Annotated in this window: 14 protein-coding genes; 3 read left to right on the forward strand and 11 right to left on the reverse strand. The window is 66.0% G+C overall.

Annotated features, from left to right (window positions below):
• The first annotated feature begins 139 nt into the window (after nucleotides 1-139).
• Nucleotides 140-991, forward strand: coding sequence for a DUF1194 domain-containing protein (locus BRADO_RS10140; RefSeq protein ID WP_041756321.1), 852 nt, complete (start codon nucleotides 140-142; stop codon nucleotides 989-991).
• 318 nt (nucleotides 992-1,309) lie between these two features.
• Complete coding sequence (locus BRADO_RS10145; protein WP_011925228.1) at nucleotides 1,310-1,882, forward strand: septal ring lytic transglycosylase RlpA family protein; 573 nt, start codon at nucleotides 1,310-1,312, stop codon at nucleotides 1,880-1,882.
• Between the two features lie 105 nt (nucleotides 1,883-1,987).
• Here the strand turns inward: BRADO_RS10145 and BRADO_RS10150 are convergent, their stop codons facing one another.
• The 7 genes from BRADO_RS10150 to BRADO_RS10180 all read right to left on the reverse strand — a co-directional run bounded on the left by BRADO_RS10150 (nucleotide 1,988) and on the right by BRADO_RS10180 (nucleotide 11,043).
• Nucleotides 1,988-3,223 carry a class I SAM-dependent RNA methyltransferase gene (locus BRADO_RS10150; RefSeq protein ID WP_011925229.1) on the reverse strand — a complete coding sequence of 412 codons (1,236 nt, stop codon included), beginning with the start codon at nucleotides 3,221-3,223 and terminating at the stop codon, nucleotides 1,988-1,990.
• Nucleotides 3,216-3,953, reverse strand: a complete 738-nt coding sequence (locus BRADO_RS10155; RefSeq protein WP_041756322.1) for a TlyA family RNA methyltransferase — start codon at nucleotides 3,951-3,953, stop codon at nucleotides 3,216-3,218. Before BRADO_RS10155 ends, BRADO_RS10150 begins: the two co-directional genes overlap by 8 nt.
• 379 nt (nucleotides 3,954-4,332) lie before the next feature.
• Nucleotides 4,333-4,887 carry a nucleoside 2-deoxyribosyltransferase gene (locus BRADO_RS10160; protein ID WP_011925231.1) on the reverse strand — a complete coding sequence of 185 codons (555 nt, stop codon included), beginning with the start codon at nucleotides 4,885-4,887 and terminating at the stop codon, nucleotides 4,333-4,335.
• 31 nt (nucleotides 4,888-4,918) lie between these two features.
• Complete coding sequence (gene dxs / locus BRADO_RS10165; protein WP_011925232.1) at nucleotides 4,919-6,844, reverse strand: 1-deoxy-D-xylulose-5-phosphate synthase; 1,926 nt, start codon at nucleotides 6,842-6,844, stop codon at nucleotides 4,919-4,921.
• Between the two features lie 1,130 nt (nucleotides 6,845-7,974).
• On the reverse strand, nucleotides 7,975-8,226 hold the full coding sequence (locus tag BRADO_RS10170) for an exodeoxyribonuclease VII small subunit (RefSeq protein WP_006611439.1): 252 nt from the start codon (nucleotides 8,224-8,226) through the stop codon (nucleotides 7,975-7,977).
• Nucleotides 8,227-8,325: 99 nt separating this feature from the next.
• Complete coding sequence (locus BRADO_RS10175; RefSeq protein WP_011925233.1) at nucleotides 8,326-9,255, reverse strand: histone deacetylase family protein; 930 nt, start codon at nucleotides 9,253-9,255, stop codon at nucleotides 8,326-8,328.
• 111 nt (nucleotides 9,256-9,366) lie between these two features.
• On the reverse strand, nucleotides 9,367-11,043 hold the full coding sequence (locus BRADO_RS10180; protein ID WP_041756323.1) for a bifunctional UDP-sugar hydrolase/5'-nucleotidase: 1,677 nt from the start codon (nucleotides 11,041-11,043) through the stop codon (nucleotides 9,367-9,369).
• Nucleotides 11,044-11,168: 125 nt separating this feature from the next.
• Here BRADO_RS10180 and bla point away from each other — a divergent pair, with 125 nt between their 5' ends.
• Nucleotides 11,169-12,056 carry a subclass B3 metallo-beta-lactamase gene (gene bla, locus BRADO_RS10185; RefSeq protein WP_041756324.1) on the forward strand — a complete coding sequence of 296 codons (888 nt, stop codon included), beginning with the start codon at nucleotides 11,169-11,171 and terminating at the stop codon, nucleotides 12,054-12,056.
• Between the two features lie 3 nt (nucleotides 12,057-12,059).
• Here bla and solA read toward each other — a convergent pair whose 3' ends face one another.
• The 4 genes from solA to BRADO_RS10205 form a co-directional block, all read right to left on the reverse strand.
• On the reverse strand, nucleotides 12,060-13,244 hold the full coding sequence (solA, locus tag BRADO_RS10190; protein WP_011925236.1) for an N-methyl-L-tryptophan oxidase: 1,185 nt from the start codon (nucleotides 13,242-13,244) through the stop codon (nucleotides 12,060-12,062).
• A 21-nt stretch (nucleotides 13,245-13,265) separates the two neighbouring features.
• Complete coding sequence (locus BRADO_RS10195) at nucleotides 13,266-14,030, reverse strand: enoyl-CoA hydratase-related protein (RefSeq protein WP_011925237.1); 765 nt, start codon at nucleotides 14,028-14,030, stop codon at nucleotides 13,266-13,268.
• A gap of 230 nt (nucleotides 14,031-14,260) precedes the next feature.
• Nucleotides 14,261-14,632, reverse strand: a complete 372-nt coding sequence (locus tag BRADO_RS10200) for a hypothetical protein (RefSeq protein WP_041756325.1) — start codon at nucleotides 14,630-14,632, stop codon at nucleotides 14,261-14,263.
• Nucleotides 14,632-14,991 carry a hypothetical protein gene (locus BRADO_RS10205; protein WP_244423001.1) on the reverse strand — a complete coding sequence of 120 codons (360 nt, stop codon included), beginning with the start codon at nucleotides 14,989-14,991 and terminating at the stop codon, nucleotides 14,632-14,634. Before BRADO_RS10205 ends, BRADO_RS10200 begins: the two co-directional genes overlap by 1 nt.
• Nucleotides 14,992-15,423 lie beyond the last annotated feature (432 nt).

Raw genomic sequence — 15,423 nt, forward strand, 5'->3', positions numbered from 1 at the left:
AAGGGCGCACGCGGCAGCCGCCTGCTCGATCTCCGGGCAACACCGGGGACTAACTGGAATGTGAATGAAGGATTGCGTTCGCGCTTTGCGGGACGCGGATTGCATGTCACCATCTCGTCACGCGATTGGAGGGCAGCTGATGCGCTGGTGGATCTCGATCGGGGTGGCGTGCGTGGCGGGCGCTTTGGCGGGCGGCGATGTCGCCAGCGTCGTGGCGGCGCCCAGGGCTCAGCCGGCGCAGCTGAGTGAAAAGGAGGCGTCCGTCGATGTCGAGCTCATCCTTGCCGTCGACGTCTCCTACTCGATGGACCTGGACGAGCTCGCCATCCAGCGCGAGGGCTATGCCCAGGCGCTCAGCTCGCGGGAGTTCCTGCAGGCGCTGAAGAATGGCGTACACGGCCGCATCGCGGTGACCTATTTCGAATGGGCCGCGGCGAGCGATCAGAAGATCATCATTCCCTGGCGCGTCATCGATGGACCGGAGAGCGCCGACGCGGTCGCCGCCGAGATTATGAAGACGCCGATCCGCCGCGCCTCGCGCACCTCGATCTCCGGCGCGATCTATTTCGCGATGCCGCTGTTCGACGAGAATCCCTATCGCGGGCTGCGCAAGGTGATCGACATCTCCGGCGACGGTCCCAACAACAACGGTCCCTCTCCGGTGACGATGGCCCGCGACGAAGCCGTCAACAAGGGGATCACGATCAACGGCCTGCCGATCATGGTCAAGGAGCCGTCCTACTCGACCATGGATATTGAGAACCTCGACCTCTACTACAAGGATTGCGTCACCGGCGGCCGCGGTTCGTTCGTGGTCACGATCAAGAGCCGCGAAGAGTTCAAGGAGGCGATCCGCACCAAGCTCCTGATGGAGGTCGCCGGACGCCAGCCGCCGCCCAGCATCGTTCCGGTGGCCGATGACGGCAACAAGGAGCCGCGGGTGTCCTGCCTGATCGGCGAGAAGATCTGGCAGGATCGGTGGGGACGGTAACGTTCTGCCGTGCTGTCCGCTGCCGCAACTCGGGCGGTAAAGGTCGTTAGCGTTTCGCTCGTCGGTTCGAGCCGCTCCATGACGGCCTCAGCGGAGGCAGTCGTTCCGCACACCCTGCGAACACGAGCTCCACACAAGCGCAGGTATCATCCGCTCGTGTGGATAACCTGTGTTAGCCAGTGATCCTCCGGATCTGTGACCCCTTGGACACACATCCTCCAAAAACCAGGAGTTGCGGCGCGTCGAAATGCTCTTTGCCACCGTGCCGCCGCGATTGGGCCGCGACCATGAAGCGGTTGAGGCGGAGGCGCACAGAACATGCGTATCATCGACCGGACAGAACGTCCCGGGCAGCGCGAAGCTCTGATGGTGGTGGGGCAGGGCGGCACCCGAGAGCTCGCCAGCCGGATCCTGAGGCTCACGCTGGTGGGCGCGGCAGCCGCGACGGTCGCCGCCTGCGCGCAATCATCGGCGGTCCGGCAGGCCCGTCTGACAACGCCCACGAGGCAGGCCGCCGTTGAATTCCGGTCCCAGCCGCAGCGTGTGGAGACGGCGTCGGACTCTGTGGTCCGCGTCCGCCATGCCGAGCCCAGCCAGTCGCCGCTGCAGACGGCATCATCCGGTCTCGCCAGCTATTATTCCGAAGGACACAAGACCGCGAGCGGCGAGCGCTTCGATCCCTCCGAGCTGACGGCCGCGCATCGCAGCCTGCCGTTCGGCACGCGCCTCCAGGTTACCAACGTCAGGACCGGCCGCTCCGTGGTGGTCCGCGTCAACGACCGCGGCCCATTCGTGCAGGGCCGCGTGGTCGACGTCTCCTACTCCGCCGCCCAGGCGCTCGGCATGGTCAACACCGGCGTCGCGCCTGTGAAGGTCAGCGTAGTACGGTAACGCATCCGGCCTCCTCGTCCTTGCGAGCGCAGCGAAGCAATCCAGGGCCCAGCAACGACTCTCGATTGCTTCGCTGCGCTCGCAAGGACTTGAATGGGCGTCAGCTCACCGTACCAATCTCGCGACCAGTTCCACATGCGGCGTGTGGCGGAACTGGTCGACGGGCACCACGGTCTCGAGCTTGTAGCCGCCGTCGATCAGCATGCGCACATCGCGGGCGAAAGTCGTGACGTTGCACGACACCGCGACGATCACCGGCACCTTGCTCGCGGCGAGCTGCTTCGCTTGTGCCTGGGCGCCCTGGCGCGGCGGGTCGAACACGACGGCGTCGATGTCGCGCAGCTCCGGCGGCATTAGGGGGCGGCGGAACAGGTCGCGGGCCTCGGCTTTGATCGGCTTCAGGCTAGGCGTCCCCGCCGCCTTCTGCAGCGCTGCGATCGAGCCGGCGTCAGTGTCCATCGCGATGACGCGCCCGCGCGACGCCAGCCGCAGCGCGAACGGGCCGACGCCGCAGAACAGGTCGGCGACCTGCTTCGCCTTGCCGACGCGATCCAGCACCAGCTGCGCCAGTGTCTCCTCGCCCTGCGCGGTCGCCTGCAGGAACGAGCCGGGCGGCAGCGTCACCTGCGCCGTGCCCATCGTCATGACGGGCGGATTACGCATCAGCACCAACTCGCCATGCCGCGTCAGCCGTGCCAGCCGGTGCTTCTCGGCGACCAGCGAGAGCGCCGCGATGCGCGGCGGCGGCAGCGGGCCCGAGCCGCGGATGTCGACGTCGATACCGTTGCTGGTCGCGGTGGCCTGGATGTCGAGCGGCTTGCCGGTCGGCTTCAACGCCTCCGCCAGCGCCCACGCAGCTTCCAGCGCGCCATCGAGCGCGGGATCGAGGATCGGGCAGCGGTCGATCGGGACGATCTCGTGGCTGTTCGCGGCCGAGAAGCCGACCCTGAGAATATCGTGCGTGCCCATCCGCGCGTGGAACGTCGCGCGGCGGCGGCCGGCGCCGTGGGCGTCGATCAGCGGCGCCACCTCGCAATCGACCTTTGCGGCGCGCAGCGTCTCGACGACGATGTTGCGCTTCCACTGCCGATAAGGCTCCGGCGACCAGTGCTGGATGGCGCAGCCGCCGCACACGCCGAAATGCGGGCAGAACGGCGTGATGCGCTCCGGGCTCGGTGCCTCTACCGCGAGCAGCTTGCGGCGGTCGGGATGGCCGGGAATGGCCGCGGCCTCGACGGTCTCGCCAGCCAGCGTATACGGCACGTACAGTGCCTCGCCCGAGGACAGCGATACGCCGTCGCCGCGATGGCCGACATGGTCGATGACGAGACGCTCAACCATGGCGGCGGGCTCCCAGAAAGAATTCGGCGTTGCCGTCGCCGCCCTTGATGGATGACGGGAAGATCTCGATGTCACTACAGCCGAGCGAGGCTGCAAATGCGGCGATGTCGTCGCACACCGCCCGGTGGACGGCCGCATCCTTGATGATGCCGCCCTTGCCGTGCGCGCCCTTGGCTTCGAATTGCGGCTTGATCAGCGCCAGCAGGCTCATGGGCGACGCCGCCAAGGTCAGCGCCACCGGCAGCACGGCCTTCAGCGAAATGAAGCTGCAATCGATGACGACGATATCAGGCCGCTGCGGCAGCCGCTTGCCCTCATAGCTGCGGATGTCGGTCTGCTCCATCGAGACGATCTTCGGGTGATCGCGCAGCGACGGATGCAGCTGATCGCGGCCGACATCGACCGCGAACACCAGCGCCGCGCCGTTCGCCAGCAGCGCCTCGGTGAAGCCGCCGGTGGAGGCGCCGACGTCGAGACAGACATGGTCCTCGACCTCGATGCCGTAACGCTCCAGCGCCGCCGCCAGCTTGACCCCGCCGCGCGACACCCAGGGATGCGCCGGCTCGGCCTGGACGACGGCATCGATGGGAATGGTCTCGGAGGCCTTCGCCACCTGCTTGTCATTGGCGAACACCAGCCCCGCCTCGATCGCCGCCTGCGCCCGCGCCCGGCTCTCGAACAGGCCACGTTCGACCAGGAGGATATCAGCGCGTTTGCGGGGAGGGGACATTTGTCTCATCAATGGTCATGAGTTGTGGAGCTCGCGCCCTAATTCCGGTGTCGTCCCGGCGAAAGCTCCAACGCGCATCGCGCGTTGGAGCGCCGACCCGGGATCCATAACCCCAGGACGTAGTTTGTAGGAAGCTGGCAACTCCGCGTTTGCCCAACACGACGTCCTGTGGTTATGGGTCCCGGCTTTCGCCGGGACGACGGCTGAGGGGGTCGCGAGATCGTGCCTCACAGCGAGAATCGTAGGGTGGGCAAAGGCGCGAGCACGGTGCTGCCGCAAGCTCGTATCGCAATTGACGCGCCGTGCCCACCATGCCGCGGCTGAGAACGCGGAAGGGCGGTGGGCACGCGTCGCCTTCGGCGCCGCTTTGCCAACCCTACTATCTCGCGCCCAGCCGCTCCGCCGCGAGCCTTACGCATTCCTCGAATGCCGCCAGATCATGCCACACGTCCGCCGGCCGCTCCCGCGGCAGCACCAGCGATGCGCCATGCAGCTCGAGTGCGTGGATCATCATCAGATTGTCGGGCAGGCCGAAATCCTCGACCGTTAGCCCCTCGGCATCGACCAGGCGGTCGTCCTGCTCGCTGAGCGCGGTGAAGCGCCGGGCGCGCTCGGCATAGACCGTGGGATCATTGCAATAGCCGAGGCACAGCTTGCCCGTGCCGGCCATGTAGCCGAGCTCATAGACCGTGCCCGCATCGGCGCCGGGCCCGCGGAACGGCGTGAGATTGGCGATGATGGCATCTGCGCCATCCATCATCGCCTCGTTGCCATGGAAGATCTGGCGCGAGGCGTCGGAGGCGGCGAGATCTACGGTATTGTCGAGGGGATAGAGGCCGATCAAGCCGTGGCGATCGCAGATCGCGGCCTTCCGCCGGCCGATCTCAACGGCGTCCGGCAGGAACACGTCGGGACCTGCCAGATAGATCTTCATGAGTCACCAGCGTCGGCTACCAAGCCCCGCCTCAGGCGAGCTTGACGGCCTCTGCGGCGTAGTCCTTGCCGAGCACCTCGAACACCTTGCGGACGATGCCCTTGGCGTCGAGGCCGGCGCGGGCGTACATCGCCGCCGGCGTGTCGTGGTCCTGGAACTCGTCGGGCAGTACCATCGAGCGCATCTTCAGGCCGCCGTCGAGCATGCCCTGGTCGGCCAGGTACTGCATCACATGCGAGCCGAAGCCGCCGATCGAGCCTTCCTCGATGGTGATCAGGATCTCGTGGTCGCGTGCCAGCTTCAGCACCAGCTCCTCGTCGAGCGGCTTCATGAAGCGCGCATCGGCGATCGAAGCGGAGAGACCATGAGCGGCGAGTTCGTCGGCCGCCTTCTCGCACTCGGCGAGGCGGGTGCCGAAGGAGAGCAGCGCGACCTGCTTACCCTGGCGGATCATGCGGCCCTTGCCGATCGGAAGGGCCACACCGACTTCCGGCATCTCGACGCCGCGGCCTTCGCCGCGGGGATAGCGCACCGAACTCGGACGATCGTCGATCGCGACCTGCGTCGCCACCATGTGCACCAGCTCGGCCTCATCGGAGGCCGCCATGATCACCATGTTCGGCAGGCAGCCGAGATAGGCGTTGTCGAACGAACCGGCATGGGTGGCGCCGTCGGCGCCGACCAGGCCGGCGCGGTCGATCGCGAAGCGGACCGGCAGCGACTGGATGCAGACGTCGTGGACGATCTGGTCGTAGCCGCGCTGCAGGAAGGTCGAGTAGATCGCGCAGAACGGCTTGTAGCCCTCGGCGGCGAGACCGGCGGCGAAGGTCACCGCGTGCTGCTCGGCGATGCCGACGTCAAAGGTGCGCTTCGGGAAGGCCTTGGCGAAGATGTCGATGCCGGTGCCCGAGGGCATCGCGGCGGTGATGCCGACGATCTTCTCGTCCTTCTCGGCTTCCTTGACCAGGCTCTGTCCGAACACGTTCTGATAGGCCGGCGCGTTCGGCTTGGCCTTGGCCTGGGTGCCGGTGGCGATGTCGAACTTGGCGACCGCGTGATATTTGTCGGCCGCGGCTTCCGCCGGCGAATAGCCCTTGCCCTTCTGGGTCACGACGTGGACCAGGATCGGGCCGGTCTCCATGTCGCGGACGTTCTTCAGCACGGGCAGCAGGTGATCGAGGTTGTGGCCGTCGATCGGGCCGACATAATAGAAGCCGAGCTCCTCGAACAGCGTGCCGCCGTCCATCATGAAGCCGCGGGAATATTCCTCGACGCGGCTGGCGCGGTTGGCGATCACCTTCGGCAGATGCTGGCCGAGCTGCTTCGCCGCATCGCGCAGGGTGCGGTAGGTCTTGCCCGAGTAGAGCCGCGACAGATAGGCCGACATCGCGCCGACCGGCGGGGCGATCGACATGTCGTTGTCGTTGAGGATCACGATCAGGCGGGAGTTCATCGCGCCGGCGTTGTTCATGGCCTCATAGGCCATGCCGGCGGACATCGCGCCGTCGCCGATCACGGCGATCACGTTGTTCTTGCCGCCCGAGAGATCGCGGGCCACCGCCATGCCCAGGCCGGCGGAGATCGAGGTCGAGGAGTGCGCGGCGCCGAACGGATCGTAATCGCTCTCGGCGCGCTTGGTGAAACCGGAGAGGCCGCCGCCGGTGCGCAGCGTGCGGATGCGGTCGCGGCGCCCGGTCAGGATCTTGTGCGGGTAGGCCTGATGGCCGACGTCCCAGATCAGACGGTCGCGCGGCGTGTCGAACACATAGTGGATGGCCGTGGTGAGCTCGACGACGCCGAGCCCTGCACCGAAATGACCGCCGGTCACCGAAACCGCGTCGATCGTCTCCTGGCGCAATTCGTCAGCGACCTGCCGGACCTGCTCGACCTTCAGCCGGCGCAGATCTTCCGGAGTCTTGATGGTGTCGAGAAGCGGCGTCTTACTAAATGTGGTCACGGTGACATTCCAATTTTGCAGGTCGGGTTCAAGGGCCGACGTCTGAGAGGTTCATCGTAACGGGCGGCGAAACCGGGTATTTCGAAGGTCACATCCGCGCGGATCGAAGCCGCGGTCCGGACCCTAGCCGGCTTTTGGATCGATCTAAGTGATGTAAGTCACTCTTGGTAGCCTTGCCGTCCTCGTTTGTCGCCCAAGATCGCCAAGTCGTTCAGCCGAGTCAGTTCTTTCAGTTTTTGCAAGCGCTTAGGTCCAATCCTGAACGAGGGATGGGCACTTCCAAAAAACCGCAGTTCCGAGCAGCTTTACACCAAAGCCCGTCTTAAAGCCAACCCGGCGCAAGATGGCAAGCCCGCAAAGGGTACCAATCCGTCAAAACTCAACCTCGACGGTGGGATGAATGTTCCACGCAGCTGCTCAAATCGACGGCAGCGGCGGGTCCGCAATAGACCGGAGTTACCGGCCCCGTCCAGGCTTTTTCCCGCGATGCAGAAGCGCTATGGGGCGGGCCTCGGCGTCATGAGCCATGCGTTGGTGTGAGAGGCGGATGTCGCATCCGATCATGAAGACGTCATGGACGTGAAACGTTACGTCGGCCTTGAACAATGAGACCCCTTGCGCGAATGATCGTCGCGAAAGGTTCGAAAGACGAACTAGGGGGACGCTCATTCACGCTGGCTGCACGGGGCGCGCATCATGATCGCCGAAGCTGTGATCGCTCATCGTGAGCCGCCGGCACGCGCGCGCCTGCGACACCCGTCGTTAACGCTGTTTCGAGAGACAGCGTTAACGGAAGCAGCGGAGAGAGCCGACTGAGAGATCGCTCGGTCACGACTGCGTCTTGCCAGCGCAAGATGCTTTCACGAGATCGCATCATGCCCTTCGTGCCAACGTGGGGCCTCTGTCTCGATCGCTCGCCGGACGACTGCTCCGTTTTTCGGCTGATTTGCACGATCGACGGGCGCCCGAGGTCACGCGCGGTTCCGCGCCAAAATATTTCCTGGCTGTTGCGCGGAATCCCGGTTCCGCGAGGTCGGACGCCCGAGGCGGGGCCGAGTCAGCACGCCAGCTGCGAATAGATCTCAGGATTTGTCTTGCACCGGTCCAGCGGCCCAGCCGAGCCGCGGCCGCTACTGGACGTCGAGCGGCGCCGTGCCGGTCGCCCGGCCGCTGGCATCCGTGGTGATTTTCTCGACCCGGGCCTCGGCCTGACGCAGCAGCTCCTCGCAGCGCCGCTTCAGCGCCTCGCCACGCTCGTAGATCGTCACCGATTCCTCGAGCGGCACCTTGCCGTCCTCGAGCCGCTTCACGATCGACTCCAATTCCTCGATCGCACGCTCGAACGACAGTTTCTTGACGTCGGCTACGGTGTTGTCCGCCATACGGGTTCCCTGCAGATACTCAACTCCGGGGCCGTGCTTTTACACTCCGGCTGGAGCTCTGTCAGGCCCCGCCAGGTTGGATTGCCCGGAACCTGGGGATTACGCCCCGGTCAGCGCCGCGACATGGGCCGAGACGGATTCCTTAAGGCCCTGAAGATCATAGCCGCCTTCCAGCACCGAGACGACACGCCCGCCCGCGGTCTTGTCGGCAAGCTCCATCAGTTTGCGCGTGACCCAGCCGAAGTCTTCGGCGCGCAGGTTCAGCGATGCCAGCGGGTCGCGGTAGTGGGCGTCGAAGCCGGCCGAGATGATCACGAGCTCCGGGCTGAACTTGGTCAGTTGCGGCAGGATCAGATTCTCGAAGGCCGAGCGGAACTCCAGGCTGCCATCCTCGGAGGCGAGCGGCGCGTTGACGATGGTGTCGTGCTCGCCACGCTCGCTGCGCGCCCCGGTGCCCGGGAACAGCGGCATCTGGTGGGTCGAGCAGTACATCACGCTCTTGTCGGCCCAGAAGATATCCTGGGTGCCGTTGCCGTGGTGGACGTCGAAATCAATGATCGCGGCGCGCTCGATCCCGAAGGTGCGCTGGGCGTAGCGCGCGGCGATCGCAACATTGTCGAAGAAGCAGAACCCCATCGGCTTGGCGATCTCGGCGTGATGCCCGGGCGGGCGCACGGCAACGAAGGCGTTCCTGTGCTTGCCGGACATCACGGACTCGGTGGCCGCCACCGCGCCGCCGACGCCGCGCATGACCGCTTCCCAGGTGCCCGGAGACATCGAGGTGTCGCCGTCGAGATAGATGATGCCTGAAGTCGGAGCCATCTGGCGCAGCTCGGTGACGTAATGCTCGTTGTGGCAGAGCAGGGGCAGCTCGATGTCGGCCTCCGGCGCCTCGTCGCGATCGAGCAGGGCAAAGCGCTCCTCGGTCAGCGCCTCCTCGACGGCACGCAGCCGGTCGGCGCGCTCGGGATGTCCGGACGGGGTGGCGTGATCGAGGCAGGCTTCATGAGAGAGATACAGCGTCGACATTCAACAGGCCCTGCCACTCGCGCGTTGCGGGAGTGCCCAATCTATGCGCTGAACGCAGCCTCGGAAAGAGCCATGACGGAGGATCTGACTGGCTTTCCCGCCGTTCGGGCGTCAAGGGGCCTTGTTTGAAATGCGGTCGCGGGGCGGCGGGGCGAGCGGGCTGTTGGATTTGAGATAGGCGAACAGCGCCTCGTCATCATAAGGACCGACAACCGGATCCCGGCCGTTCTTGAACGCCGTGAAGCCGTCTCCGCCGAGCGCGAGATAGTTGTTGACCGTGACGCGGTACGGCGCCGCCGCGTCGATCGGCTTGCCATTCAGCGTCATCGATGCGGCATCGATGCGCGCGCCGGCCGGCTGCTTCGCGTCGAACGCATAGGAGAAGCCGCGCGAGATTTGCAGGATTCGTGGCCGCGCCGGATCGGCCCACTGCTGCTCCAGCGCGGCCCTGATGTCGGCCCCCGTCAGGCTGATCGTCATCAGCTGGTTGCGGAACGGCTGGCTCGCAAACACATCGGCGAAGGTGACCGCGCCGTCGTCGCGCCGGGCGAGATCGGTGCGGATGCCGCCGGGATTTGTCATCGCGATGACGGCGCCGCCCTTGTCCGCCGGCGATGTCGCCGCGAGCTGGGCGTCGGCGATGACATCGCCGAGCACGCTTTCGCCGGCCGCATTCGGCAGCCGCGACAGCACCTGCGTGATGTTGCCCGCGGGCCGGTTCGCGAGCGGCGCGGCGAGCTTCTCGTAGGCGTCGATCAGCGCGGTCTGCGTCGGATCCTTCGGCAGCGTGGCGTCGACGACGATGTTGGTGGCGCTGGTGCTGATCACGTCGCGCGTCGTGCGGTCGAGCTTGACGTCGATCGCGGTGACGAGCGTGCCGAACTTGTCGGCCGAGGAGACGAGCCGCTTGTCGATGGTGCAGACATAGGCCTGGTGCGTGTGGCCGGAAATGACGATATCGACGGCGCTATCGAGATCCTTGACGATGTCGACGATCGGACCGGATAGCCCGGGGCATTCGTTCATGCCGCCCGAAGGCCAGCCGCCTTCGTGGATCATCACCACGATCGCCTGCACCCCCTTGGCCTTCAATTCGGGGATCAGCGCGTTGATGCTCTCCGCCTCGTTGCGGAATTCGAGGCCCGCCGAGCTCGCCGGCGAAATGATGCCGGCGGTCCCCTTCAGCGTCAGCCCGATGAAGGCGACCGGGATGTCCTCGAAGGTGCGGATTTCGTAAGGCGGAAACACCGTCTTGTCGGTGCCCTTCAGATAGGTGGAGGCGGCGAGATAGTGGAATTTGGCGCCGGTGAAGGGGTGCGGCCCGCGGCAGCCATCGGTCGGATGGCAGCCGCCATTCTGCATCCGCAACAGCTCGTCCTTGCCCTCGTCGAACTCGTGATTGCCGACAGCCGACAGCGCAAGCCCCATCTGCGACATCGATTCGATCGTCGGCTCGTCATGGAACATCGCCGACAGAAATGGGCTTGCGCCGATGAGGTCGCCGGCGGCGACGAAGATCGTGTTCGGCTGCCCGTCGGACAAGAGCTTGACGAGGCTCGCCATCTGCGCTGCTCCGCCCGCCGGCACCGGCGTGCTCTTGGTCGGATCGTTCGGATCGGCGACGCGAATGCCGGCGCTTGGCGGCTTCAGATTGCCGTGGAAATCGTTGATGGCGAGAATGCGCAACGACACCGGCTCGTCCTCGGCATGAACGGGCAGGGCGGCCAGACTCGCGGCCACGAAAGCGGCGAAGAGACAGGCGACGGCGACGCGATGGAAACGGCTCATGGTGCGGTCAGGCATGGCAGGCGCGCGGAGGATGCGGGACAGCGGAGGACGTACGATTGCTTCGTCGCGATCGCGATGACATAAGACAAATTCATAACAACAATACCGGGAATGGGGAGGTCGTGATGAAAAGAATGTTGTTGCTCGCCGCCACGCTGGCTTGGACGGCCGGTCCCGCTGCAGCGCAATCGCTGCCGGACTTCATGAAGCAGGTGATCGCCACCTGGAACACGCCCACCGAGCCGTTCAAGGTGATCGACAACATCTATTACGTCGGCACCAACGGCCTGGCGTCCTACCTGATCACCACGCCGCAGGGCCACATCCTGATCGACACGGTGATGCCGGAATCGACAGCGCTGATCGAGACCAGCATCGGCAAGCTCGGCTTCAAGGTCGCCGACATCAAATACGTTATCAACACCCACGCTCATATCGATCACACCGGGGGACTCGCGCAGATCAAGCAGGAGACCGGCGCGCAGATGGTGGCCGGCGCCAAGGACGTGCCGCTGCTCGAAGGCGGCTTCTATCCGGGCCGCGAGGAGGAACGCTATCTGAATTTCCCGCCGGTCAAGGTCGACCGCGCCGTGCGCGAGGGCGACACAGTCACGCTCGGCGGCGTCACCCTGACCGCGCATGAGACGCCCGGTCATTCGCCGGGCTGCACCAGCTGGACCACCGAGGTGAAGGACGGCGACGCGACGCGCAGCGTGATCTTTTTCTGCAGTGCCACCGTGGCGCTGAATCAGCTCGTGGGCCGGCCGACCTATCCGGGCATCGTCGACGACTACAAGAAGACCTATGCATGGGCGAAGACGGTGCATCCCGACGTGCTGCTGGCGCCGCATCCGGAGATGTATGGCATGGCCGACAAGCGCGCCAAGATCGCCGACGGCGCGCCGAACCCGTTCGTGAAGCCGGGCGAGTTCAACGCCTATCTCGACAAGCTCGAGGCGCAGTTCAACGAAGGGCTCGCCAAGCAGACCGCCGCGCTGCAGTCCGGCAAGTAGCCATCACAAGGCGCCGAGCCGGTCCAGCGTGAAGCCGGAGAGATCGACCCGAGGCGTGGCCCCCAGCGCCATCGCCGCGAGCGCCTCGCCTACGGCCGGCGAATGTTTAAAGCCATGGCCGGAGCAGGCCGAGGCGTAGATCACGTTGGTGTCGCCCGGATCGCGGTCGATGACGAAACGGCCGCCGGTCGCGTTGGTGTAGAGGCAGACCTCGCTGCGCAGGCAGCGCGGTCCGAGATCCGGCACGAACGGGCGGACATAGGTCTCGTAGGTCTCCTCGATCTCGCTGGCCGTGACATCACGCGCGACGCGGTCCGGATCGGTCTCGCCCGTCAGCACCTCATTGGCGATCTTCACGCCCTTCGCAGGCGAGCCGAGCCAGGGGAAGCCGTAGATGTCGGACGCCGCGCGTCCGCGGCCGCTGACGTCCCAGATGAAGACCGGCGCATCCGGGCCGAAACGTTCGGGGTGGGACAGCACCTCGAACCAGTACAGCACCTGCCGCGTGATGGTCACGCGCCGCTGCAGCGGCGCGATCAACTCGGTGATCCACGGCCCTGTGGTGACGATCAGCGTCGTCGAAGATGCCGTCGCGCCGTCGTCCATCGTCACCGTGAGAGCGCCGCGGGCGCGGTGGAATGCCGTCACCCGCCGGCCGGTGAGCAGCGTGGCGCCGTGGCCTGCGGCGACCGCGAGCTCGGTCCGCACGCAATCCTCGACCAGCAGATAGCCGCCCGCGCGGTCAAGAAAGCCGCGATCGCCGGGCGCGGTGGCAAAGCCCGGATAGTCCGCGCGCAGCCGCTCCGACGAGATCGTCTCGCCGTCGACGCCGTGCAGGCGGGCGGCGGTCTCGATGTTGGCGAAGAACTTCGCGCTCGAGACGCCGTGAACCTCGCCGCCATGCTGGCTCGGAATGAACAGGCAGCCGCATTGCGCGAACAGATGTGCGCCGGTGTCGCGCTCCAGCTCGCGCCAGATCTGGTGCGAGCGCTGCGCCAGAGGCGTGTAGTCGACGCCCTCGCCGATCGCGGCGCGGGTGATGCGGGTCTCGCCATGGGTCGAGCCGAATTTGTGCGGCGGCTGGAAGCGGTCGATGCCGAGCACACGTTTTCCCGCTCTGGCGAGATGCAGCAGCGCGGCGCTGCCGACCGCGCCGCAGCCGATCACGATGACATCAAACTGCGCCATGCCCGTTCGACGGCCCCGCCGTCATTTCTTCTTCTTGCGCGACAGGAACGCCTTGAACGCGCCGATCGCCTCTTCCGAGGTCATCCGCTCGGCGAACAGATAGGCCTCCTGGTCGATGCGGCGGGTCAATTCGTCCGGCGCGGTGCGGATCAACTTGCGTCCGATCGCGACCGCCTCGGCGGGCAGCCGCGCGATGTCGCGCGCCACCTTGTGCGCCTCGACCTCGGTATGACCCGGCGCCACCACGGTGTTGACGAAGCCGGCGATATGCGCATCCGCGGCGGTCATGGTGCGGCCCATCACCAGCATCGCGAACGCGCGCTGATAGCCCATGGTCTGTGGCATCAGCAGGCTCGAGGCGCCCTCCGGCACCAGGCCGAGATGGATGAAGGGCGTCGAGAATGTCGCCGTGGTCGAGGCCAGCACATAGTCGCAGTGGAACAGCATCGTGGTGCCGATGCCGATCGCGACGCCGTCAACCGCGGCGATGATCGGCTTGACGTTGTGGGCCAGCGAATACAGGAATTTGGTCGCGGCCGAGGTGCGCGCCGCCTCGCTGCCGGCATCGCCGGCCCGCAGGAAATCCTCGAGGTCGTTGCCAGCGGTGAACACGCCGGAGCCGCCGGTGATGATGATGCATCGCACCAGCGGATTGTTCTGCGCGGTGTCGATCGCATGGCTCATGCCGAGATACATGGCCTGCGTGATCGCGTTCTTCTTCTCGGGACGCCTGAGCTTGATCGTCCGCGTCTCGCCCTCGTCGGTGACGATCAGATGGTCGGTCATAGAGCCCTCATGCATGTGCGTCGGCCGCCGGCGGTGACGATCGAGTCGTTTCTCTCCCGCCAACCTACATCATCCCCCGGTCACGCCAAGAGCTGAACGTGCGAGCAAAACACGTTCGGGTTGCATTTCCGTGAGTCGGCGCGGTCGTCCTGCTTGCATGGTTGACGACGGGTTTGCGGCAGCATTTCGCCCCGACACCTCCGTCGAGCGCAGCGGCGTCATCCATGCGCTCAGCGCGCGCCGTCAGGGCGCGGCGGCGTAGCGGGAGCGCGTGGCGCGGCCGTCGGCGCCTGCTGCCGCGCGGCCTCGCGCCGCAACGCCTGCTCCAGCACCGCGAGTCGCGTGGCCATGCGCGTCAGCTCGTCATGCATCGAGCTCTGAACGCCCGTCACCGCGTGCTGCACCTCGCGCAGCGCGTCGCGCTGCGTCTCCGCCTTCAGCACCCTGAACTCGGCCTCGATGGAGGTCAGGCGGCTGTTCACGGCGCGGATCGCCTCGGCGATCTCCTTCTGGCCGTCCTGCAGCGCGCGCACGTGATCGACCAGCCGCAGATGATCGGTCAATTCCTCGACGGTCTTGCCGATATTGCTGCGGCCCCACATCACTTCACCGACCGCAAGAGATTGCGGATCGTCGCCAGATGATCTTCGGGCGAGCCGAGCCGCGCCGAGATCGCGCTCATCAGATCCTTGCGCAGCTCGGACAACTCGTCCTCGGGCACGATCCGCTCGGCGGGCTCGTCGTTCGGCATCCGCCGCGGCTCGACCTCGACCGGGCGCGCATCGAGATTGCGCGGTTCAGGCAGGCGCGGGTCGATGTCGAAATAAGGCGGTCGCTCATATACCGGGATGTGCGGCGCCTGACGCGCCGTCGTCACGCGCGCAAGCGAGGGGAACCGCGATGGCGGCGTCCGCGCCGGCCGTTCGATCTGATCGATCAGCGCTGCGAGCGCCACGTCCATATTGCTGTCGTCGAGCTCGTCCTCGACGATTTGATAGGACGACTTCCGCGGTGTTGCCTCATTTGGGTGAGAGGCTGAGGTGAAAGAGGATGCGTGGTCGCGGAGTCGCTCGATGACCCGGCGGACTCGCTCGCCGAGACCTGGCTTCTCCCTGGCCGGTGTTCGCATCAACATGTCACTCTCCAGCACAACAGCTTAGGCGAGCAGGGAAAACCTTAGCAAGAGGCAGTTGTCCAGCTGCCAACAGGATGTCGCACGGTGGCCGGCGCCGCCCCATCCCGTCCGCATCGATGGGCCCCGGTTCCGTGGGCGGATCCGCTCGCGCCGCGCTCACGCGGAGTGCGCCTCAATGTGCATATGAGACGCTGTGCTGCGACCTTTGCGCGCCCGATCCGCCGCGAAAGGTAAGGAACAACCGCGATGGCCGGTCGT

Origin of the sequence: Bradyrhizobium sp. ORS 278 (assembly GCF_000026145.1) — a bacterium.
In the GTDB taxonomy this organism is placed as follows: domain Bacteria; phylum Pseudomonadota; class Alphaproteobacteria; order Rhizobiales; family Xanthobacteraceae; genus Bradyrhizobium.